Source organism: Indolivaga macrotermitis (genome assembly GCF_900128985.1).
In the GTDB taxonomy this organism is placed as follows: Bacteria; Bacteroidota; Bacteroidia; order Bacteroidales; family Dysgonomonadaceae; genus Dysgonomonas_A; species Dysgonomonas_A macrotermitis.
In genome coordinates this window covers 1-23,969 of sequence record NZ_FQUC01000013.1, presented here as the reverse complement: position 1 = coordinate 23,969, position 23,969 = coordinate 1, and the positions used below count along the sequence as shown (strand labels likewise).

Here is a 23,969-nt window from a genome sequence, read left to right as displayed (position 1 = left end):
CGGGTTTGTTATCAGTTGATTTGCTCCGAAAAGTTACAAATGTAACGTGTAATATTGAATTTATATTATTTTCTGTCATATCGTGGTTTTGTATATAGATAAAAGAAGACTTATTTATCTTGCAAATAAATAAGTCTTAAAAATTCTTTGGGATTGTATACATTATAATTAATCAGTTTTTTGATTAATTATATACTCTATTTTTGCAAAAAGTGGATGAAATTCTTTAAAATATGAGGGTGCTAAGTTTGTTAGATTCTTTGCAAATTTGCGTTTATCACCCTTGAACAAATATATACTTCCTCCTCCGAGTACCGATTCTTTGATAAAGTAAGTTTCTTTAAATAGGGGAACATTTAGAAATAAAGATTCAATAGTTAAATTTGATTTGTCTTCAAATGTTTCATTTTTATTTTTTATTACTAACTTCTTTATCTCGTCATCATCTGGAACTGGTAAGAGTAATAGATAACCATTTTTTTTATTAGATCGAACTAAACATCTTGTAGGGTCAGTTTCTTCTAATGATGGAAATTTTTTTTCCCTATTCCAATTACTATAGCCTGCCTGATCAAAATCAAATAATGCAATCTTTATTTTCTCTGGAAATTGAATGAAAATTCCATCTGGATCTTGATCCCCTTGATTAAACATATTTCCTAAAAAGCTAGCTGAAAAGGAATCTTGAATAAAAAATGGCATCTCTTTGTTATTATAAAGTTTTTTCCATGCAATTTCAAGAATTATTTTATCAGTTATTCCTTCCGTAAAAACAATATGTTTTGTTGTGTTTTGTAAATTGTATGAAATACCTAAGTTTCCATATTCAATAGTTACTGAAGCAAGTCCATTACTGAGACTTTGAATTGCTGTGTTTTTATTCTCTTTAACAGGATAGCCCAAAGTACGATCCATCCTATATATTGAATCATCAGGAGCTAAGGCAATAGTAGATGGAGAATGTGTCGTTAGCATTACTTTAACTTTTTGTTCTTCAACTAAAACTTTCTCTATTACAGAAAGGAATAGTTGTGTCAACGAGGGATGGAGGTGAGCATCTGGTTCATCAAATAGTATTACCTCAGGGAACTTTCCATTACTGGATGAATGATAAAGGACAAAAATTAAAGCCATAATAGTTTTTTCTCCAGAAGAGAGAGTCTCAAAATAAACATTGCTCATACCATTCTCCTTGTCAATAAGGTTAACAGGAGAAGGAAACTCCTCATTTTCAGAAGGAATGTATTCAGCCCTATATTTGAAATTAGCTTTCTCTAATATATTATAAAAAACTACCCAAGGGGGTGGAGTGTTGATTGTTAGCTCTTTATAATATTTTTGTTTAAGATGGAACTGATGGAATAGCAAGTCCAAGGCAGACGAAAATATGTTTGTTGGGAGATCGTAAAAGATTATAAAATCGATAAATGTTAGATTTTCTATTGATTTATTAGATTGGATACTAATTTTTTTTAATTGCTTAAGTTGGTGTTCTGATACTTTTTTTACTTGTGAATCAGATAACCGAGTGTTGTCTGTTGTTAGAGATTTGGCAAAATTTACAATAGATTGATTTAGTATCATCAATTCTTTATTGATATCATTATCAAATGTTTGATCTTTAATGAGTATGTATGATTTTGAAATGGGGTTTAGTATATTCCATTGTTCTTTTATATCTTGAATGAGAGGCTTTTGATATTGATGATGCTCAATTTCAGCAGTTTTTAAACCAGGAAAGGAATAAATTATATCTTTCAGTTCTCTACCGTCATTACTTAAAACAGGGTAGATTAATTGAGGATTTGTATTGGGGATATTCGATGTTGTAGTATTTTGCAATTCCCAGTATCCATGAGAGTTCTCTATAATTGACATTAGTAGTTGAGTCTTTCCGGAACCATTTTCACCTGTTAAGATTGTTAAGTCAGGTAATAATATATTAAAACTATCTTTTAGTATTCTTCCGTTATTTATTATATTTACAATCATTGAATCTTTTAATTGATATAGTGAATTTACAAATATAAGATGTTTTAACAGTTATGAGGTTTAGAAACAAATTGAATTTCATCTATTCATAGTAATAATATAGAGAGAACTGGTTATAAAAGCTAGTTCTCTCTATACAATTAAAATGATAATAAATGAGAAACTTACTTCTTCCACAATTGCTCCATATCCTCCAGAGTTTTTCCTTTGGTTTCAGGAATTTTTTTCCATACGAATAAGGCAGCTACTATAGCCAGTGCGCCATATACCCAGTATGAAAATCCGTGATTGAATGAATTTACCAATGTTTCGTTCTTATCCATAATCGGGAATGTCCACGACACAAGGAAGTTAGAAACCCATTGGGCAGCCACGGCAATGGACATAACAGCTGAACGTACCGAGTTCGGAAATATCTCGGCAAGCATAACCCAGCATACCGGTCCCCAAGACATGGCGAAACCTGCTGTATATGTAAGCATGAATATCAACTTAAGTGTACCGGAAAGATCGGCAGCAAAAGCAGAACCTAAGCCCAGCATAGATACAGCCATAACCAAAGCTCCTGTTATCAGTAGAGGTTTACGCCCGAACTTATCAACTGTAAGTATAGCCAATGTTGTGAATGACAGGTTGACTACCCCTACAATAATGGTTTGAAGTAGCGAACTGTCGGTATCGGCTCCCATACTCTTGAATATCTCGGGAGCGTAATACAGCACAACATTGATACCCACAAATTGCTGGAATGCCGAAAGTAGAATACCTGTTATAATAATAGCAAATCCGTATGACTTGATAGGTACAAACAAGGCTACAAGGAAACTTCCGATCATGGCAATCTCCAATGCGCTCGAAACCTGAGCGAGTTGAAGAATAAGGTATCCTACAACGAATAGCACCAACCATGTCATCATAAATTTATAATATGGTTTTAGAGATGCTTCTTGGTCACGTTCAAAACTATGCTTAATCTCTTTGATTTCGTTATTAGCTTCGGTTGATCCTACAAGCTTGGTTAAGATTCCATGTGCCTTTTCGGTTTTACCTCTCATCACCAGCCACCTCGGAGTTTCGGGGGCAAAGAAAAGTAAAAGGAAAAACAATCCCGAAGGAATAGCTAAAGAGGCAAACATGTATCTCCAGCCTACCGAATGTAACCATTCGCCGGTGCCGGTATCTTGTTTTGCAATAAAGTAATTTACAAAATATACAACCAACATACCAAAGATAATAGCAAATTGATTGAGTGCAACCAGACTACCCCGTTTAGCAGGAGGTGCAATCTCAGCAATATACATTGGTGAAACCATAGAGGCAATACCTACTCCTACACCGCCTAATATACGGTAGAATACAAAATGATATACAAATGTATGGTCTCCGGCATCGGGCATGCGGAAACCTACTTCGGGCCATGCCGAACCGATAGCAGCAAGAAAGAATAATACGGCAGCGGCAAACAGGGCAGGCCTGCGCCCGAAACGCTGGCTCAGCCAGCCTGCAATAGCGGCTCCCACAATACAGCCTATAAGGGCGCTACTGACAACAAATCCTTCCATCGCACTTGCTTCGAAAGGAGATAATCCCATCGGATCGATGAAGAAATGCCGCAGCGACTCCACAGTTCCGGATATGACGGCTGTATCGTATCCGAATAACAGACCTCCGAGAGTTGCGATCAACGTAATCCCAAAGGCATATGATTTACTAGCTTCGTTTTTCATATGGTGGTTATTAGGTCTAAGACCTGTTTGTGGTTATTAAAACGAAGTGCAGGGCTACTTTCGGCAGTCCTGCACTTTATCTCTGGATAATTATTTAGTATACATGTTTACAATGGCTTCGTAAAGCTCTTGTTTTCCACTGATTTGTTTAGGCTCTCCGGCTTGTTTAGCGTGAGCTACAAGATCTTCAAGACTTAGTTTGCCTGTTTCGAATTCCTTACCTTTACCGGAATCGAAAGATGCATAACGGTCTTTCAACATTTGAGAGTATGGCGATTCATTTAATAACTGTGCTGCATTTTCCAAAGCACGAGCCATCACATCCATACCTGTAATGTGAGCAATGAAGATATCTTCAAGGTCAGTAGAATTACGGCGGGTTTTCGCATCGAAGTTTGTACCTCCGTTGCCAAGACCACCGTTACGGATAATCTGGATGTATGCGTGTACTAACTCGAATTGGTCGATAGGGAACTGGTCTGTATCCCATCCGTTTTGATAATCGCCACGGTTGGCATCTATAGAACCTAACATTCCTGCATCAACAGCACAAGCCAGTTCATGTTCGAACGTATGGCCTGCCAATGTAGCATGGTTTACCTCGATATTGATCTTAAAGTCTTTGTCTAATCCGTGATGACGAAGGAATCCGATTACTGTTTCAACATCATAGTCGTATTGATGTTTAGTTGGTTCCATCGGTTTAGGTTCGATAAGGAAGGTTCCCTTGAATCCTTTAGCACGGGCATAGTCACGCGCAATCTTCAACATTTGAGCCAAATGGTCTTTTTCGCGTTGTTGGTCAGTATTTAAGATAGACATATAACCTTCGCGTCCACCCCAGAATACATAGTTTGTACCCCCAAGCTCGATAGTAGCATCAATTGCATTTTTAATCTGGATGGCAGCACGGGCAACTACATCGAAGTTAGGATTAGTTGCAGCACCATTCATATAACGTTTGTGACTGAATACATTAGCAGTACCCCACAATAGTTTAATACCTGTTTCAGCTTGTTTTTGTTTTGCATAAGCAGTAATTGCTTTCAGATTAGCTTCATATTCTTCGATAGTATCGGCTTCGTCGATCAAATCCACATCGTGGAAGCAATAGTATTCGATACCGATCTTTTGCATGAATTCGAATCCGGCATCCATTTTAGCTTTAGCTTTGTCTAGAGCAGTAGCACCTTCACCCCAGGGGAAAGTTTTAGTTCCGGGACCGAATGGGTCGCCGCCTTCAGCACAAAGCGTGTGCCACCAAGCCATAGCAAATTTCAACCAGTCTTTCATTTTTTTACCGTTCACCAGTTTTTCAGGATCATAGTAATGGAAAGCCATTGGGTTTTTACTGTCTTTACCTTCAAATTTGATTTTACCGATACCAGGGAAAAATTCTTTTGTAGCCATGGTTATTCTTTAAATTTTAAATGAAACAATTAAGGTCTCAGACCTCTTTATTATTTTGTAAGTGCAATAAGGATAAGTTGTTATGTTCTGAAATGTATCATTAAAGACTTACATTTATTAATGATATAGATTATTTATTTTATCAGGGATTTCCATTTTTCGTACGCATCACGGTACTGAGTTTTCTTGTCAGCCTCAGGCTCAATAACAGATATTTTGATTAGTGATGCAAAGGCTTCTTCGTTCGATGCATAAATACCTGCCCCCATCCCTGCTGCTTTGGCTGCACCAGCTGCACCGTCGGTATTAAATAACTCGATTGTAGCACCGCTTACACTTGCCAGCGTTTGGGCAAATACCGGGCTGAGGAACATATTGGCATATCCGGCACGGATAAGGTGGATATTCATACCCATTTCTTTCATGATTTCCATTCCGTACTCATAAGAGAAAACGATACCTTCCTGTCCGGCACGAAGTAAATCGGCTTTAGTATGTATGTTGAAGTTGATACCGTGTATCGAGCAATCAACTTCTTTGTTTTCCAATACTCTTTCCGCTCCGTTTCCGAAAGGAATAACCGATAAGCCTTTTGATCCGATAGGAGATTGGGCAGCCAGATTATTCATATCATTGTACGATAGTCCTTCGACAGCCAGATTACGTCTGAGCCAAGAGTTGAGAATTCCTGTGCCATTGATACATAGTAATACTCCCAAACGGGTCTGATCTGGAGTATAATTAACGTGCGCAAAAGTATTTACACGCGATTTCTTATCATAGTCTAGTTTATCAAGTACTCCGTATACTACACCCGATGTTCCGGCGGTAGATGCTATTTCTCCGGGGTTGAATACATTCAGCGATGCTGCATTGTTGGGCTGATCACCTGCACGATAGGTGAGGGGAATACCTTCTTTCAACCCCAGTTCTTTGGCAGCTTGCGCAGATACTTCTCCCTGAAGGCCGAATATAGGTTTGATCTCTGGAATAAAACTTTTAGGTATTCCATAATAAGACAATATATCTTCGGATACCGACTGAGTTTTGAAATCCCAGAACATTCCTTCCGAAAGTCCTTCTATCGTCATAGATATATTGCCGGATAGTTTCATGGCAATATAATCTCCGGGTAACATCAATTTGTCTATTTTATCAAATACTTCGGGTTCGTTCTCTTTTACCCAGGCAAGTTTAGATGCTGTAAAGTTTCCGGGAGAGTTAAGCAGATGTGACAGGCATTTTTCTTCACCGATTGCTTTGAATGCTTTCTCACCGTATGGTACAGCACGACTATCGCACCAGATGATAGAAGGGCGTAGCACATTCTGGTCTTTATCTACAAGTACCAATCCGTGCATTTGCCATGTAATACCGATTGCTTTAATATCTTCGGCTTTTACCTGCGACTGCTGAATGACAGACGCATGAGCCAGTTTCAGGTTTGCCCACCAGTCTTCGGGAGCTTGTTCAGCCCATCCTGCTTTTACTGCAGTGATAGCCATTTCCTCTTTCGGAAAGAAGTCCGAAGCAACGATTTTTCCCGTGTTGGCTTCTACCAGACAAGCCTTAACGGACGAACTACCAATGTCGTATCCTAATAAATACATATGCTTTTTGATATTTTCAGGTTATCTAATAAAGATTAGTTTTATAATATTAAGTAACAGTAAGTCTTGAATGACGTATTTCCGGCATATAGCAGGTTATTGTTGTTTTACTAACAAAACCAATAAAAAGGTCTGAGACCTACTGTATGTTGGTTTTACGTTTATTGTATGTAACCTTGTCAAATTTATAGTACCGTGCGGCCCGGTGCGATACGTCTTTCTGCTTTTCTTCTAAAGCAATTACATAGGGCATAATGGCTATCTTCTTATGGAAATTGCGTATGTCGATTTTTTTGTCGTAAACGGCTTCGTATAACCGGTGAATCTGGCTGATTGTAAATTTCTGCGGCAGCAGTTCGAATATGATTGCCGGTTCGGCTTCTATCCATTTCCTTATTTCGGCTAACGATTCTTTTACGATTTGATTGTGGTCGAATGGCATCTTAGGCAATTTGTTTATCGGACACCACTGAGAATTTTTGTATTTGGATATGTTGTTTAATTTCCGGTCTATTTTACATAACGACAGGTATGCTACGGTTATTAACCTGTTGATGTCGGGTTTGTATTCTTTGTCGAGCCATTTTATATCATTGGGGTTATTGGCTCTCTCGGGCGATGCAAAGCAACGGAATTGCTTTAATGTCATCTTCTTGATTCCCGTCAATTCAAACAGAACCCGTTGAGCAGCATCGTCTACATCTTCGTCATCATAAATGAGGCTCCCGGGTAGTTTTAGGTCTACAAGGTTGTCACTTTCCTCGTTGCGTTGTACCAGAAGTATGTCAAGTTGGTTATCGTCGAAACCAAAGACTACGCAGTCTACCGATACATAGGTGTGTATAAAATTTGTTTTCATGGTAATATCAACTCTTTTCGATTCTTGGTACAAGCAAATATAAGTGAAATTTTTGTTTGTACAAGTATGTTTTGTGTTTATTTTAAAGTTAATCAAATGTAAATCAGCTTATTAAATATCATGTCTATTACAATAAGTGTTAGTGTGTATATTGTATGATATACATTAAGATATAGCTAATTATCAGGGACTTTGTGATGAAGTAGGTATGTATATAGCCCTTAATTTTTTTGTTAATTTTGACAATAACGGAACTGTAGTTTTTTATCGTTATTATTTCTAATCAATATAGGTTTTAGTACTGCCTTTTATCGATTATAACTGCCTATCGGTCGATAACTGTTGTACCGGAAATCAAATAATACTTCTTTTGAATTATAAATCAATAAAACGCTAACAGTCATGAAGAAGATTATTTTTATTTTAGCAATTATATTATCGGTAAATTCCTTTAATACAGCGAATGCTCAGGTGAATGTAAATATTAACATTGGTAATCAACCGGCATGGGGACCTTCCGGATATGATTATGCAGGTTATTATTATTTTCCGGACTTGAATATCTATTTTGATGTAACCAATTCTTTGTTCTATTATTTATCAGGGTCTAAATGGATATCTAATCAATACCTTCCTAATAAGTATAGTAGATACGATTTCTACAATATGTATAAGGTTGTGGTAAATGAAAAACAGCCTTGGTTGCAAAACAAGACCCATAAAAAAGAGTATTCCAATTATAAAGGAAATAAAACGCAGATTTCTATTCGTAATACCAGTGATACGAAATATAACCAAAGTAGAAACAATACCAGATCGTGGGTAGACAATAACCAGGTTTCTAATAATAAAAACCAAAAACAGAATAGTACAAAACAGAATAATACAAAGAACAGTAATAATGATAGGCAATCGTCTAACAATCAGAGTAAGTCCAATAACAGACGGTAATGTCAGAATTTAAACTAAAAGTTAGCTATCTGTTCTTGAAAGGATAATTATTTATTTTATCAAAAAGAAATACTCCTTTCACATCCGCTCCAAGAGATTAAGAGTAATCCGGGGGCGGATTTATTTATTGTACTTTTTGAATGGAGAAGCTTGTTTATGCGTAAAGCTCTATCAGGCTTACAGTACTGGTTAATAAGCCTACAACCCCTATAATGAACAGTATTACACCCAAAATATTATTGAATATCTTTAGTCCCCGCGGATTAAAGATATTTCGTACCTTATCTACTACTGTAGAAACACCTAGCCACCAGATAACCGTTCCTAATCCAATAGATAGTATTCCGACGAAATTTTTTGTTGAATCTATTGGATCAATAAAGTTAAACCGGGCAAACATGGCTATGAAGAAAAACAGAATGCCAATGTTTGCGAGATTAATGAAAAAAGAAGATATGAAGTTTTGCCAAATGGCAGTGGACTTTTCTTTACATTGTTTTTTTAGTGTCCGCGCAGGGTTGGACCTATATATATAATAACCTGCACCCATAAGCAGAATGCTTCCGACAATCTGCAATGGATAATGGTTGGCTTGAATAAAGTCTAAAATAAAACTGATACCTAAGCCTGTAATGATGGCATATAGCAAATCGGAGAAGGTAGCTCCCAAGCCGGATATAAATCCGTGGGTTCTGCCCTCATTCAGCGTTCGCTGAACACATAGTACCCCAATAGGTCCCATTGGAGCCGATACGAGGATACCGATCAGTATTCCTTTTACTACTATATCGAACATTGTAATAAACTTCTGTCTTATAGTTTAACAAACAAATATACTACCAAAATGTAAGAATCCTGCAAAAATATACCTTGCATTAGGCTATATTAACGCATCACATTTATTAGTTTTCCGGTGCTTACCTTATTAAAAAAAGACCTTCTTTCAGTGAATCAGAGCTTTAAATATTAGCAAAAAGAATCGCCGGATTCCTTTATTATTGAATCCGGCGAGATTATATATTATTAATGGTCTCATTGTTAATAATCACCTTCAAGCATTGAGTCCCTGTATCCTAAAAAGTATAGAATACCGTCGAGACCTACTGTTGATAACGATTGCTGTGCATTGGCCTTCACTTTAGGCTTTGCATGAAAAGCGATTCCCAAGCCTGCGGTAGCCAGCATCTGCAAGTCATTTGCTCCGTCGCCGACAGCTACAGTTTGTTTAAGGTCAACTTTCTCTACTTGAGCAATAAGACGTAGTAATTCGGCTTTACGTTTACCATCTACAATATCTCCCACATGGTTTCCTGTAAGCTTGCCATCCGCAATTTCGAGTTCGTTGGCATAAACATAATCAAAACCATATTTTTCTTTCAGGTAATTGCCAAAATAGGTAAATCCTCCTGATAGGATAGCTATTTTGTATCCGCTTTTCTTTAGTATACGTACCAGGCGTACCATTCCGTCTGTAATAGGAAGATTTTCGGCAATATCTTTCATTACCGATTCGTCTAAGCCTTTTAAAAGTCCGACCCGTCGTTTGAAGCTTTCCGAAAAGTCTATTTCTCCACGCATGGCAGATTCGGTTATAGCTCTGACTTCTTCACCTACTCCGGCACGGTCGGCCAGTTCGTCTATAACTTCGGTTTGTATCAGTGTCGAATCCATATCGAAACAGATCAGACGGCGCATGCGTCGATACATACTTTCTTCCTGAAATGCTATATCTATCTGATGAAGAGAAGATAAGCGCATAAAGTCCCTTTGCAGGTCTTTAAAACTTTCTACAGTTCCCCTGATCGATAATTCGATACATGACCTGCCTATACGGTCTTTTTTATTTATAGGAATACGTGCTGTAAGACGGTTTATCTTCTCAATATTCAGCTTATTATCTAACAAGACCTGAGATACGAGGGAAATCTGTGTTCCGTTAAGTTCTTTCCCGAGAATGGTGACTGTATAACGGTTCTTACCTTGAAGGTTTACCCAAGTGGAATAGTCTTCTTTGCTGAGGTGGGAAAAACGGACGTTGACTCCAAGTTCATCGGCTTTAAACAGAAGGTCTTTCAGAATATAGCCCGATTGACTGGTTTCCGATTCGAAAACAATAGCCAAAGATAGCGAATGGTGAATATTGGCTTGGCCTATATCCAGAATCGTAGCATTGTAATGCCCTAAAATACCGGTAAGTGCAGTAGTTACACCCGGACGGTCTTGTCCTGATATGCGAACTAGGATAATTTCTGTTTTCTCCATTTCGGAAGGAAGTGTATTATTTTTACTTGTTTTAGTTTAATAATCTGTTTTCGGCGGCTTCGATTGCCGAGAAATCGAATTGATCTATAACTTTCTGTTTTAAAATCTCTATCTGGTCATTGCAGAGGTTGCCGATACTACCTTCATGTGTGTGGTTTACAGTACGGTCGTGCTCGAAGTTACCGGCTTCTATATCCAGTCCTACTTTTTTATAAGCATCCCGGAATGGCATTCCTTCTTCGAGAACGAGGCGGTTTACTTCTTCGACACTGAATATATATGTGTATTTGTCGTCGTTGATAATATCCTCATTCACTTTTATTTCGGCAAGCATCCGTCCGATCATCGAAATGCAATTGTTCAGTTCGTCGAATGATGGAATAAACATTTCTTTAATCAACTGCATATCGCGAAAATATCCGGAAGGCAAATTGTTAGAAATCATAGTGATTTCAACCGGTAAAGCTTGCAGCTTATTGCATTTGGCACGGGATAATTCGAACACATCAGGATTTTTCTTATGAGGCATAATACTGGATCCGGTAGTATATTCATCGGGTAGTTTTATAAACCCGAAGTTCTGGCTGTTGTACATACATGCGTCAAAAGACAGTTTGGATAGGGTAGCGGCTATTCCTGCAATAGCAAAAGCTACTGTACGCTCCATTTTACCCCTGCCCATTTGCGCATATACGACATTGTAATTCATCGAGTCGAAGCCTAACAGGTCTGTAGTCATTTGTCTGTTGAGGGGGAATGACGATCCGTATCCTGCCGCAGAACCTAAAGGATTGCGGTTGCATATTTTGAATGCTGCCAGAAGAAGCTGCAAATCGTCGACAAGGCTTTCGGCATATGCGCCAAACCATAGTCCGAACGACGAAGGCATGGCTATTTGTAAGTGAGTATAGCCGGGTAGCAGCACATGCTTGTATTTTTCGCTTTGTTTTAACAACAGGTCTATCAGGTTAGAGACTGATCCGACAATTGTTTTTATCTGCTCTCTGGTAAAAAGCTTGAGATCGAGCAGAATCTGATCATTTCTGGATCGTCCGCTATGGATCTTTTTCCCTACATCACCCAACTTACGTGTAAGTAGTAGTTCTACTTGCGAATGAACGTCTTCTACATCGTCTTCTATGACGAATTCGCCTCGTTCGATCGAAGCATGGATCGACTTGAGTTCTTTCAGCAGAATATCCAGCTCTTCCTTAGTTAGCAGATTAATAGACTGTAACATGGTGATGTGAGCTATGGATCCCAGTACGTCATGTTTGGCAAGGTATAAATCCATTTCCCGGTCTTTACCGACCGTATATTCTTCGATATCCTTGTTGACAAGGGTGTTTTTTTGCCAGAGTTTCATTATAAATATTAGGTGTTACCGGAATTCCCGTCAGTTAATACATTAACTAAAACAGACAAATAAGGCTTGATGCTTTATTTATCTGTTAATTCGTTGTATGGCAATGATGCCAGCATATCAGCCATTTTATTTAAGCCTTCTTGTAAAGGTTTGGATACCATTGGCTTCAAAAAGGGATTAAGATTTGCATTAACAACCAGCCCCAGATTTGTTTCGTTTTCGGAGTTCTGTTTCAACTCGATGGTTAAATTCAACTCAAAGGGTAATTGCTGGGCTTCGAGCTTTATACTACTGTGAGGATTTCTCTCTACAATCACAAATTTGACATTACCTATAGGGCTTACATTAAGACTGCACGAATCTTGGTCATAAGTAAAGTTATTAACTTTATTCTCCGGTAATTTGTCCTTTACTAAATCCAGCTTCCGAAAATCGGATAGTACTGCAAAAATAACTTCAGACGAATAAGGTATCGTCTTTACATCACTGGTATATTCTGTCATTTCGATTTTATATGTAACTGATACTGCGACTTAGCTCCACTTGGACGGAGCTTTTCTCCATTCTTGTAAAGTATCTAAGTCCGATTCTTCAATATAGTCTATCTTCAAGGCCTGTTCCAAAACAGCGTCGTAGTTGGTCAAAGTCGATAATTCAATATGTGCTTTCTCGAAGTTTTCTACAGCTACGGGAAATCCATAATTAAAAATCGCTACCATACCCACTACTTCAGAACCATCCCTTTGGATAGCTTCCACAGCTTTTAGGCTGCTGCCCCCTGTCGAGATCAGGTCTTCTATAACCACCACTTTACTGTTGGGTTTGAGATCGCCCTCGATCAGATTTTCCAACCCATGGTCTTTAGGTGTGGATCGCACGTATACAAAAGGTAGACCTAAAACATCGGCAACTAAAGCTCCCGGAGTTATAGCACCGGTAGCAACCCCTGCAATAGCATCAGCTTCCGGATATTTCTCGGCAACGATGCGGCTCATTTCCAGCTTAACAAAGTTGCGGATAGCCGGATAAGAAAATAGCTTCCGGTTATCGCAATATATAGGTGATTTCCAACCCGAAGCCCAGGTGAAAGGATTAGAAGGTTGAAGTTTTATAGCCTTTATTCTCAAAAGCTTTTCAGCCGTCATTTTTTCTAAGTTGCTCATTGTTATTAAAATAAGTAGGTGATAGTGTAATATGTAATATTCAAAGACAAATATAGCTAATCTATCAGATATGAGTAATACATTTTAGTATTTTTTTACTCTTATTTAGTCTGCAGCCACTATGTATATGGGGTATAAATGTCTTTTGGCAAATAAAATATTTCTATCTTTGTCGCTGAACCGTACAGTATTGGTCTATTCCATAAAGTGAAACAATGAAAATAATCTGTGTAGGTCTTAATTATCAGCAGCATAATAGGGAAATGGGAAGGGATGATACTGCTGTTCCCGAAGATCCCGTACTCTTTATGAAACCCGATTCGGCTTTATTAAAAGACAATAAGCCCTTTTTTATCCCCGACTTTTCAGATAATATACATTACGAGCTAGAGGTGGTAGTGCGTATAAACCGTTTGGGGAAGAATATAGCGGAGCGTTTTGCCCACAGGTACTACGATGAATTGACGGTCGGGATAGATTTTACCGCCCGTGATATTCAGTCTGACCTGAAAGAAAAAGGATTACCCTGGGAGATATCCAAAGGTTTCGATAATTCGGCTGTAATAGGAGAGTTTGTACCGAAAGAAGTATTTTCAAAGGAAATAAATACGCTGGATTTCAGCTTGTCGAAGAATGGTATTGAAGTACAGAAAGGTAATACCTCCGAAATGATACATCCGGTGGACAAGGTAATAGCTTATGCCAGCCGTTTTTTTACTTTAAAGATAGGGGATATATTGTTTACAGGGACTCCTGCCGGAGTAGGGCGTGTCGATATTGACGATCATCTCGAAGGTTTTCTTGAAGATCGTAAACTATTTGATTTTCACGTTCGTTAATTATATTAGGGACTGTCGTTACTACACCCGCAAAGAGTTGTATCGATTAAAATACAGGATATTAGTGCAAAAAAAGTTATTCGTAATACTTATATTGTTGCTGTCGATATCGATCCGGATTTATTCGGTCGATAACGATCCGGGTCGTTATACCGCAAACTCGGTACTATCGCAAGGCAAATGGTATAAAATAAAAATTTCGCAAACAGGTGTTTATAAGCTTACTTATCAGGATCTGAAAAAGATGGGGTTGTCCAACCCTCAGAATGTAAAGATCTATGGATATGGAGGATGGGTACTCAACGAGGATTTTCAGCAGCCGTATATCGATGATCTCCCCCCGGTATCTATATGGATGAGTAAATCTCAAGCAGAATTTAAGAATAATGATGATTATATTTTGTTTTATGCCCGTGGAGATATTAAGTGGACATATAACAGCACTACCGGAGAATTCGAACAAACACAGAATCCGTATTCGTCCGACTCATACTATTTTGTAACCGAAACAGAAGGCGATGCCAATCTGATGGCAACTCAGGCTTCGTTAACAATAGGTAGTAATCTTATTAGCGCTTACGATGATTATGTTCTGCATGAACAAGAGCTTGTAAATGTCGGTTCTACCGGACGCGAGTTTTATGGAGAGAATCTATTGAGTTCGTCTTCTGTAAATATCACCCTTAATACAGAAGGAGCAACAACAGATCCGGCTATACTTAGGTACAACTTTATATCGAATGTATATCCGACCTCGGGTAAACTATCGGTTAGCTTAAATGGTACCAAGGTTAAAGAGGTAAATACATGGACTAATAACGATTATTATATATTTGGCAGAACTGTGTCCGAAGGCCTGTCTGTAAACACGTTGCAAAGCCAAAATACAGTCTCATTGGCTTACACCAAAGGCAGTAGTACTGATAAGAATGTATATCTCAATTACCTCCGGATCAATTTTAAGCGGAAACTGAAACCTTACGGAGCTGTAACCCTTTTCAGAAGTACTTCTCTCTCTTCCAATTTAGGATTTAATATATCGGATGCATCATCATCGGTAATGGTATTTGATGTAACTGCTAATACTGCGCCTGTGCGTATTAGTACGCAACTGAGCGGAACGTCATTGCGCTTTGCGTCCGATAACTCTTCGATCCGCGAGTATGCAATGGTCGATTTATCTAAGGTGAGTAATATACCTGTACCCACGTATAGCGGTACGGGATTAGGTGCAATTTCGAATCAGAATCTGCATGCGTCTTCATCAGTAGACATGATAATAATAGTACAGGATTATTTGAAAGATTATGCTAAGCGGTTAGCTGACCTGCATGAGAAAAATTCAGGATTGAAATCGTTATTGGTAAATCCTGAAGATATATATAACGAGTTTTCTTCAGGAAAACCTGATGCTTCGGCATATCGTCGTTTTATGAAGATGTTTTACGACCGTGCCGGAGGAGGGGATGGGCGTCCCCAATACCTGTTATTGTTCGGGGGAGGAAGCTACGATAATAAGATGATACAGAATTGGACTGACGATGCCCGGAAGTCGATGTTGCTGACTTATCAGTCGCCAGAGTCTTTAGATGAAACAAACTCTTATGTGACAGACGATTATTTTGGATTTATGGACGATGCTATTAGTAGCATGTCATCGGCTGTCTTAAGTATAGGTATCGGGCGTCTACCTGTCAGGTCTGCAACAACGGCGGATAATATTGTAAGCAAAATAGAGACTTATGTAGAGAATCAGAATAAGGGAATCTGGCAGAACAATCTGACTTTTGTAGCTGATGATGCTGTTGCCGGAACAAATGAGCCCTCTAGTGAGCGTAACCATATGCTTGATGCGGAAGAATTCTCGAGTTCTATTACTGCTGGTTATCCCGATTTTGTTATCAAAAAAATATATGAAGACATGTACGAAAGGGTTGTTCAAAGCAATGGAGCCCGGTATCCCGATGCAAACAGGGCATTGTTGGAACAAATTAACAACGGAACCCTTTTCATAAACTTTATCGGGCATGGAGCGACTACTTATTGGACGCACGAAAACCTGCTGACTATGACCGACATAGAAGGGCTGAGTAACGATAAACTCCCATTATGGATTACTGCTACCTGCGATTTTAGCCGTTTTGATTCTAATACTACGTCGGGTGGGGAAGAGGCTCTCTTAAAGGAATCAGGAGGAGCTATAGGGTTGTTTTCGACTGTCCGGGTTGTTTATATCGGAGAGAACAGAATAATGAACCGGAGCCTGATGAAACATATCTTTGAAAAAAAGGATGGAAAGAATCCCCGGCTAGGAGACGTGTTGCGTAATTCGAAAAATGACTCGAGCCTTTCGAGTGACGGTAATAAACTCCGCTTTGTGCTATTAGGTGACCCTGCTTTGAAATTAGCATATCCGGAAGATACATACAGGGTGGAAATTACCGAAATGAATAACAGGGATGCAGATGCTACTGATATAAATATTCAGGCGTTAGATGATACATCTATAAAAGGGGTGATTGTAAATCAATCCGGAGATATTACAACGGACTTCAACGGAACACTGGAGTCCATTATATTTGATGCCCAGCAGGAATTGCAAACAAGAGGCAATACACAATCGGGGAGCCAGAATTCGAATATTGCTGTACCATATGTCGACTATACCAATACATTATTTTCGGGTAAAATCCAAATTACAAACGGCGAGTTTGAATTTAACTTTGTAGCCCCCAAAGATATCCTTTATGCAGACGATAAAGGGAAAATGAGTTTCTTTGCTTATGAAACGTCAGGAGACAGGAAAGCGCAAGGTTCGTTCTATAACTATACAGTAGGAGGTACTAACACCAATATGCCGGAAGAAGAGAACCCTCCGGTGATATCCCGGATTTATTTAAATTCGGATCAGTTTAGACCGGGCGATATTGTTAATTCCACGCCCTTGTTTTATGCTGAGTTTTCAGACGATACAGGTATAAATTTAACGAGTACCATCGGACATGGTATATCTCTTATTCTTGATGGAATAACTACTTATGACCTGACTCCTTATTTTTCGAATGAAGAAAATTCTAACAAAAAAGGAAGTGTAACTTACAGGCTGCCTCAGATGTCGGAAGGAAGCCATACACTCGAATTCAGGGTTTGGGATGTGTGGAACAATTCGGCTTCCGAAACTTTGAATTTTACGGTGTCGGATGATTATTCACCCACGATCTATTCATTCGAAATATGGGGAAATCCGGCTAAAGAATATACCCGCTTTGTTGTAAATACCAATAATGTGGAAACGAACGTAGACCTCACCCTCAGGGTTTATTCGCTGACAGGTGCTTTAGTCTGGGCAACACAAAAAAGTGGATCGGTAGATACATTGAACCGTTATATTTACGATTGGGATTTGAATACATACCGTGGAGGCCGTGTACAACCCGGTATTTACATATGTACGGCACAGATCAGTATAAATGGGAAACAGTCTTCGCTGAAGGCCGCAAAGCTGATTGTTTCAGACATAAATTAAGATTTATATATTTGCCTTTTTTATCTATACGATAAGAATAAACATAAGAAAGAATAAGCAAAAATAAAATCAGGTAAAAAATGTCACTTTTGTCACTTTATAGGGGTTTATTTGTTGATAATGAGTATTTAAGTAGGGTGACAAAGTACACATAACCGTGACATTGAATATGTAAGGATGTTTACTTTTTGTAACCTTCGGAAGATAAAACGATTAAGAATTAAAGTATATCGGGGGATACCCGTAACATATATATGAGAAATATGAAAGTAACAAACAAATATCTTTTTTCGGGTCTGTTTATGCTGGCGTCATTGGCAGCATCGGGGCAAACAGGTACGGTAGTAACTGCAGTGCCATCCTTATCAATAGCACCTGATGCACGCGGTGGAGGTATGGGAGATGTGGGAGCCGCTACATTGCCCGACTATTATTCTCAGCACTGGAATCCGGCAAAGCATGCTTTTCTCGAAAGTAAAGCCGGTGCAACAGTATCTTATACTCCATGGCTTAGAAAAATCGTACAGGATATAGCACTGGTATATGCTTCGGGTTTTTATAAGTTCGGGTATGAAGAAAATCAGGCTGTGAGTGCTTCTATCCGTTATTTTTCGATAGGAGACATACCTGAAACTAACTTGGAAGGACAATTCGTGTCTATGATTTCTCCTTATGAGATGGCATTTGATATAGGTTATTCGCGTAAACTAACCGAGACTTTTGCCGGAGGTGTTACCTTACGGTATATACGTACTGACTATTCGACTGCAACCGACGAAAATACAACTGCCGGAAATGCTTTTGCTGCAGATATTGCAGGTTATAATGAAGCATATATCAATATCGGGAGTGTAGAAAGTATTCTGGGATTAGGATTCAATGTCTCGAATATCGGTACTAAAATCTCGATGGATGATGGTAATACCAGTTATTTCCTGCCAACTAATATGCGTTTAGGGGCATCATTAACATACCCTTTGGATGAGTATAATACACTGGCGTTCAATGTTGATTTGAATAAACTTCTTGTGCCGTCCCGCCCTGTTCAGAAAGATGGCGAAAGTGATAATGACTTTGCCGATAGAGCGGAAAGTGTAAGAAACACATCTTCGATATCGGGGATTTTCAAATCATTCGGCGATTCGCCTGACGGATTCAAAGGCGAACTCGAGGAAATAACATGGTCAGCCGGTTTGGAGTATGCTTATAACAACCAGTTCTTGTTACGTGGCGGGTATTACAATGAAAGCCAAAGGCAAGGTAACCGTAAATATTTTTCGTTTGGAGCAGGATTTAAGATGAGCGCTTTTCAACTGGATGCTGCTTATTTGATTTCGACAGCCGATTCGAATCCGTTGGATCAAACATTACGTTTTTCATTGGGTTTCAATATGGAAGGCTTACGTAATCTATTCAAGTAAAGACGATTTTAGAAAATACATAAAGATTAGAGTAACAGTAAAATTATGAAGATAAGAGTAGGATACGGATACGATGTACACCGCTTAGCCGAAAACCGTGATCTTTGGTTGGGTGGGATCAGGATAGATCATAGCAAAGGATTATTAGGACATTCCGACGCCGATGTATTGTTGCATGCCATATGTGATGCATTGCTGGGAGCAGCTAATCTACGGGATATAGGTTTTCATTTTCCGGATACAGCCAGCGAATATAAAGATGTCGATAGTAAACTTCTGTTGAAAAGAACATTGGAAGTAATTTCAGCGAAAGGATACAGGGTAGGGAATATCGATGCTACAGTGTGTGCCGAACGCCCGAAGATCAATCCTCATATTCCTGCTATGCAAAAAGTGATAGCAGATATTCTGGAGATAGATATCGATGATATTTCTATAAAAGCGACTACTTCAGAAAAGATGGGATTTGTAGGACGCGAGGAAGGTTTTGCCGCATACGCTGTAGCTCTTATCGAAAAAGAATAACGAAAATGAAGCTGGTAGATAGAGATGTGATAATTGAGCCGACAGCCGATGGGTCACATACATTGTTTGTTCCGGAACTCAATGAACACTATCATTCGGTAAACGGAGCAAGGCAAGAGTCGGAACACATCTTTATCAAAGCTGCATTGGAGCAAAGCCCCGAAACTAATATACGTATTCTGGAAGTAGGATTCGGAACCGGACTAAATGCTTATCTGACATTATTGAGACTCAGAGATACAACAAAAGTTGTAGACTACACAGGTCTTGAATTATATCCACTGCAAGAGTCGATTATTAGTCAATTGAATTACACCGAGAAGGATTCATCCGAATCTCAGGAACTGTTCAGGCAACTACATAGAGTTCCGTGGAATATCCGGACAGAAATAACCATATGTTTCTATCTTACCAAGATAAATACAGATTTCAGGCTATTGAACTGGCAGGTAAATGAGCCTTATAATATAATTTACTTTGATGCATTCGCTCCTGATAAACAACCGGATATGTGGAGTCAGGATATTTTTGACTATTTGTATGCGAATACAGCAAAAGGCGGTATTCTAACTACATATTGTGCTAAAGGCGTAGTCAGGCGAATGATGCAACAGGCAGGCTATAAAGTGGAGAGATTACCGGGACCTCCCGGCAAAAGGGAAATGCTCCGGGCTACGAAAGGTTAGTTCGGGAGATTTGCCGATTTTTCATTCTTCTCAATAGTCTGAATAATCGAATCTAGTTTATGCCCTACTATTTCGGCACCCTTACGGCTTAAATGATCCGAATCGAAAAACACTTCATTCTTTCCGTCTTTTAACTCAGGATCCAGAACGTCGAGCATATTGAAGTAAAACACATATTTACCATCCTGAAGTTGATTTCCGGTCTTATAGAGTAGTTCTAATTGCTTTGGATGCATTAATTCCCGGAATGTTTTGTACACAGGCAAAGTAACAAATATCACTTTTGCATTTTTCTTCTTTGCTATTTCTATAATTCCTTTCAGATCTTGCATATTCTGGTCGTACATGAATGCCAGATCAGGCGCGTGGTGTGCTCCTATTATCTTATGGGATTTACTTTCTAATACATCGAGGTCCGCTTCCGGACGGAGATTGTTTAACCCTTTGGAGGTTAAATCTTCTTCGATATTATTATCCTTATTATAGTAATAGTTCCATATCGTCTCTATATCTGTACCTATAGGCTCATCCATAAAAAGAAGGTTTTTGAAGGGATTATGATCCTTAGTTATCCTATAGTATATACTGTAATATTTAGATCTCCATATTTGAGGATGATATTCGAGCCGTGTCCATAATATATGATAAGACAAAGGAACTATGATATACTCTAAGGATGAAAGTTTATCCTGATATTTATCAAGAATGGCATAATCATAATCCAAAGTTTGAGCATAATTCGCCGTATTATATGCATTTTTAGAAAAGGCGTCCGGATCAATACCTGTTATACCATGCGAACTTCCTAATATGATCACTTGTATGTTCTGAGCTTCTTGATCAAGATACCCGGCCTTCTCTTTATAAATATTAGGTTGGTTACGAAGTAAAACCTCTATACCTATTATTAAGATAAGAAAGGGGCTTACAAAAAAGAGGGTATATAGGATAAATCGGTTCATTGTTTAGTAGAATGTAATAGAATTCCTTTATTATCAATATTTCTAATAATAGAGTCCAGCTTTTCTGTTATTTTTTGAGCTCCATTTTTGCTAAGGTGGTCTCCATTAGAAAAGTCTGTATCATCAAGGAGTCTGGCTTCCTGTAAAAAATTAAAATAGAATACATCATTATCATTTTGAATGTCTTCCATTGTCTTTTGCATAACACTCAATTGCTCCAAATTTAAGAAATCAAGATAAGACTTATAACAGGGTACTGTGATAAAAATTACTTTTGCTTTCTTTTTTCTGGCAATAGCAATTATGCTATTTATATAACTTACGTTTTCATTGTATAAATGAGTAAAATCTGTGACTGTATAATTTTTTGCAGCAGACTCCCCTTGTTTTTCTAGTAATGAAGGGTCTGATATTGGAACAGCCGGCATAAATCCATTAATAAATTGATATTTAATAACTTTATTTCCACTATAATACTCATTAATGATGGAGATGTTTTTAAGCATAGGCTCATCTAATAATAAGAATCTTTTCAGAGGGTTTTTCTCAATATTAATGTCAAAATATATGTTATTATATTTAGCCATCCATTTGTAGCTGGGTATCTCAGTAAGTTTGAACCAAAGGGAATGATATGATATCCCGGCAATAATATATTTCAGAGAATCGATCTGTCCACTATATTTGTTTAAGAGGGCATAGTCTATATCCAGGGTTTGAGCACCTTGAGCCAGATTGTATGCCGGTTCATGAAGGTAAGTCGGATCTATAGCATTGTCTATATGAGAGTTCCCTAAGATTAATATCTGTGTGTGTGCAATTTTTCCATTTATGTCCTGAGCCTTATATTGATGCATATTAGGTATTTTCCGAAGTAAATACTCCATGCCTATCAGGCATACAATAAAAGGAGTGATAAACAGTAATGTATATAAGCAAAACCTCTTCATAAATTTAGAATTGGAAATATATGAATGCTTGGTGATGCCCAAAGTAAAGAAAGACAAGTACAGCAATAATATAATAGAACAGCCATCGTAAATATTTGTTAGAGATTGCTGTCTCTATTTTTTCCAAAGCATGATTACTCTCTCTGCCAAACCATTCGATAACGAAAAAGAACAAAATAAGGAGGAGTACTTTTCCCGAATATATTTTAGGAATACTAAATAATTCGTATGTAAATATCCCTTTGATATAGGCAATTGCATGATGAATACTTTCTGCTCTGAAGAATATCCATGCAAAAGTGGCTAATGCAAACGTTGTTATCAATTGTACGGTTTCTCTGATAGAAGGTAATAGATGCCCTCTCGCAACAACATCGAGGTGACGCCGGTTTCTTTTCAGTATTGTTGAAGGCATTTGAAATAAAGCATTAAGTCCTCCCCAGACAATAAAAGTCCAGTTTGCTCCATGCCAGAATCCACTGACCAAAAATATGATAAAAGTATTACGTATAGTCTTAGTCATACCTTGGCGACTTCCTCCTAAAGGAATATAAAGATAATCTTTAAACCATGATGAAAGAGATATATGCCAACGTCTCCAGAACTCAGCTATATCTCTTGAGAAATAAGGATAATTGAAATTCTTTAGCAATTCGAAACCTAATAATCTGGCTGACCCCAGAGCTATATCAGAATATCCCGAAAAGTCACCATAAATTTGTATAGAAAAGAATATAGCTCCCAAAACGAGAGTTGCCCCCGAATACGTATCCGAGTGGTTGAATATACTATCAGCTAATCTGGCACAATTATCAGCTATAACTACTTTTTTAAATAATCCCCAAAGTATCTGCCTGAGGCCATCAATTGCCTTATCGAAGCTAAAAGATCTTTTTCGCTCAATTTGAGGAAGCAGATGTGTTGCTCTTTCTATCGGGCCTGCAACCAAAAGAGGGAAGAATGCAACAAATAAAGAGTAATTAACCAAATTCTTTGTTGGCTTTATTTTGTCGTTATATATATCCAATATGTATGACAACCCATGAAATGTATAAAATGATATACCAATAGGTAGGATGATATTTAAAGTCGTGATATGCGGTGTAAATCCTAATTTGAGTAAAAGGTCTGCAAATTCACTGATAAAAAAGTTGAAGTATTTGAAGAAACCAAGAAATCCTAAATTAATAGCAACAGTTATCCATAGCCAAGCTTTTCGTACCGAAGTATTTGTCGAATCTGCGATTTTTAATCCGGCAAAGTAATCTAAGAATGTAGAGAATGCAAGAAGAAATAAAAAACGCCAATCCCAACATCCATAAAAGAAATAACTGGCTACTAATAGAAATATGTTTTGGAGCTTAAAGCTTTTTTTCAGTACGTTCCAATATATAATAAATATAAGAGGTAGAAAAAGAGCATATTCAAATGAGTTGAAAAGCATATATTGTGGCTGGCTTGTTTTAAATGAATATCCTTATCTGTTTTTTCGACATGCAAAGATAGAAAATTTCATAAGATAACTTTACCCTTTTACCTGAACTGTCATTTTTTTATTTTCTCTTTTCATTTAATTTAAAAAATAACTATTGCATAACTAGGCCTTTACGATATCGTTATGATTTTCTCTTAAAAAAACCTCATAAAATATTTGGAATGGAAGGGTAAGTGTATTACTTTTGCACTCGCTTTAAAACCGAGAGTGGTAATAAAGAAAAGA

General features: G+C 38.0%; 19 protein-coding genes. 6 read left to right on the top strand and 13 right to left on the bottom strand.

All coding sequences use genetic code 11. The annotated features are described in order from the left end of the window. Positions 1-168: 168 nt before the first annotated feature. From BUC12_RS14955 to BUC12_RS14935, 5 genes are all read right to left on the bottom strand, one after another. Complete coding sequence (locus tag BUC12_RS14955) at positions 169-1,992, bottom strand: ATP-binding protein (protein ID WP_062181064.1); 1,824 nt, start codon at positions 1,990-1,992, stop codon at positions 169-171. 164 nt (positions 1,993-2,156) lie between these two features. Then, positions 2,157-3,719 carry a D-xylose transporter XylE gene (xylE, locus tag BUC12_RS14950; protein WP_062181061.1) on the bottom strand — a complete coding sequence of 521 codons (1,563 nt, stop codon included), beginning with the start codon at positions 3,717-3,719 and terminating at the stop codon, positions 2,157-2,159. A gap of 90 nt (positions 3,720-3,809) precedes the next feature. Further along, entirely contained in the window at positions 3,810-5,129 is a 1,320-nt protein-coding gene (gene xylA / locus BUC12_RS14945; RefSeq protein WP_062181058.1) for a xylose isomerase, read from the bottom strand. A 134-nt stretch (positions 5,130-5,263) separates the two neighbouring features. After that, the gene (locus tag BUC12_RS14940; RefSeq protein WP_062181055.1) at positions 5,264-6,739 is read right to left on the bottom strand and encodes a xylulokinase; all 1,476 of its coding nucleotides are present in this window, start codon (positions 6,737-6,739) and stop codon (positions 5,264-5,266) included. A 139-nt stretch (positions 6,740-6,878) separates the two neighbouring features. After that, on the bottom strand, positions 6,879-7,598 hold the full coding sequence (locus tag BUC12_RS14935) for an NUDIX hydrolase (RefSeq protein ID WP_062181052.1): 720 nt from the start codon (positions 7,596-7,598) through the stop codon (positions 6,879-6,881). Between the two features lie 402 nt (positions 7,599-8,000). On the opposite strand from BUC12_RS14935, the gene BUC12_RS14930 reads away from it, so the two are divergent. Further along, positions 8,001-8,549, top strand: coding sequence for a hypothetical protein (locus BUC12_RS14930; protein ID WP_062181049.1), 549 nt, complete (start codon positions 8,001-8,003; stop codon positions 8,547-8,549). Positions 8,550-8,703: 154 nt separating this feature from the next. Here the strand turns inward: BUC12_RS14930 and BUC12_RS14925 are convergent, their stop codons facing one another. The 5 genes from BUC12_RS14925 to pyrE form a co-directional block, all read right to left on the bottom strand. Beyond that, positions 8,704-9,345, bottom strand: coding sequence for a LysE family translocator (locus tag BUC12_RS14925; protein WP_062181046.1), 642 nt, complete (start codon positions 9,343-9,345; stop codon positions 8,704-8,706). Positions 9,346-9,587: 242 nt separating this feature from the next. Then, a complete protein-coding gene (gene serB, locus BUC12_RS14920) occupies positions 9,588-10,811 on the bottom strand; it encodes a phosphoserine phosphatase SerB (protein WP_062181043.1) in 1,224 nt (407 codons plus the stop codon). 31 nt (positions 10,812-10,842) lie between these two features. Continuing rightward, the gene (gene argH / locus BUC12_RS14915) at positions 10,843-12,177 is read right to left on the bottom strand and encodes an argininosuccinate lyase (RefSeq protein WP_062181040.1); all 1,335 of its coding nucleotides are present in this window, start codon (positions 12,175-12,177) and stop codon (positions 10,843-10,845) included. Positions 12,178-12,251: 74 nt separating this feature from the next. Beyond that, on the bottom strand, positions 12,252-12,680 hold the full coding sequence (locus tag BUC12_RS14910) for a hypothetical protein (protein WP_062181038.1): 429 nt from the start codon (positions 12,678-12,680) through the stop codon (positions 12,252-12,254). A 30-nt stretch (positions 12,681-12,710) separates the two neighbouring features. Next, the gene (gene pyrE, locus BUC12_RS14905) at positions 12,711-13,340 is read right to left on the bottom strand and encodes an orotate phosphoribosyltransferase (RefSeq protein WP_062181034.1); all 630 of its coding nucleotides are present in this window, start codon (positions 13,338-13,340) and stop codon (positions 12,711-12,713) included. A gap of 215 nt (positions 13,341-13,555) precedes the next feature. Between pyrE and BUC12_RS14900 the strand changes: the two genes are divergently transcribed. The 5 genes from BUC12_RS14900 to mnmD all read left to right on the top strand — a co-directional run bounded on the left by BUC12_RS14900 (position 13,556) and on the right by mnmD (position 20,337). Continuing rightward, the gene (locus BUC12_RS14900; protein WP_062181031.1) at positions 13,556-14,179 is read left to right on the top strand and encodes a fumarylacetoacetate hydrolase family protein; all 624 of its coding nucleotides are present in this window, start codon (positions 13,556-13,558) and stop codon (positions 14,177-14,179) included. A gap of 64 nt (positions 14,180-14,243) precedes the next feature. Further along, positions 14,244-17,705: a type IX secretion system sortase PorU gene (gene porU / locus BUC12_RS14895; RefSeq protein WP_062181027.1), complete on the top strand. Its 3,462-nt coding sequence runs from the start codon at positions 14,244-14,246 to the stop codon at positions 17,703-17,705. Positions 17,706-17,968: 263 nt separating this feature from the next. After that, the gene (gene porV, locus BUC12_RS14890) at positions 17,969-19,126 is read left to right on the top strand and encodes a type IX secretion system outer membrane channel protein PorV (RefSeq protein ID WP_062181324.1); all 1,158 of its coding nucleotides are present in this window, start codon (positions 17,969-17,971) and stop codon (positions 19,124-19,126) included. Positions 19,127-19,171: 45 nt separating this feature from the next. Further along, positions 19,172-19,651, top strand: coding sequence for a 2-C-methyl-D-erythritol 2,4-cyclodiphosphate synthase (gene ispF / locus BUC12_RS14885; protein WP_062181024.1), 480 nt, complete (start codon positions 19,172-19,174; stop codon positions 19,649-19,651). Between the two features lie 5 nt (positions 19,652-19,656). Beyond that, on the top strand, positions 19,657-20,337 hold the full coding sequence (gene mnmD / locus BUC12_RS14880; RefSeq protein ID WP_062181021.1) for a tRNA (5-methylaminomethyl-2-thiouridine)(34)-methyltransferase MnmC2: 681 nt from the start codon (positions 19,657-19,659) through the stop codon (positions 20,335-20,337). Here the strand turns inward: mnmD and BUC12_RS14875 are convergent. The 3 genes from BUC12_RS14875 to BUC12_RS14865 are packed head-to-tail and all read right to left on the bottom strand — an operon-like array spanning position 20,334 to position 23,693. Further along, entirely contained in the window at positions 20,334-21,299 is a 966-nt protein-coding gene (locus BUC12_RS14875) for a hypothetical protein (RefSeq protein WP_062181018.1), read from the bottom strand. The genes mnmD and BUC12_RS14875 overlap by 4 nt on opposite strands. After that, on the bottom strand, positions 21,296-22,249 hold the full coding sequence (locus tag BUC12_RS14870) for a hypothetical protein (protein WP_139262074.1): 954 nt from the start codon (positions 22,247-22,249) through the stop codon (positions 21,296-21,298). The genes BUC12_RS14875 and BUC12_RS14870 overlap by 4 nt, the downstream gene beginning before the upstream one ends. Before the next feature lie 4 nt (positions 22,250-22,253). Next, on the bottom strand, positions 22,254-23,693 hold the full coding sequence (locus tag BUC12_RS14865) for an MBOAT family O-acyltransferase (protein ID WP_062181012.1): 1,440 nt from the start codon (positions 23,691-23,693) through the stop codon (positions 22,254-22,256). Between the last annotated feature and the right edge of the window lie 276 nt (positions 23,694-23,969).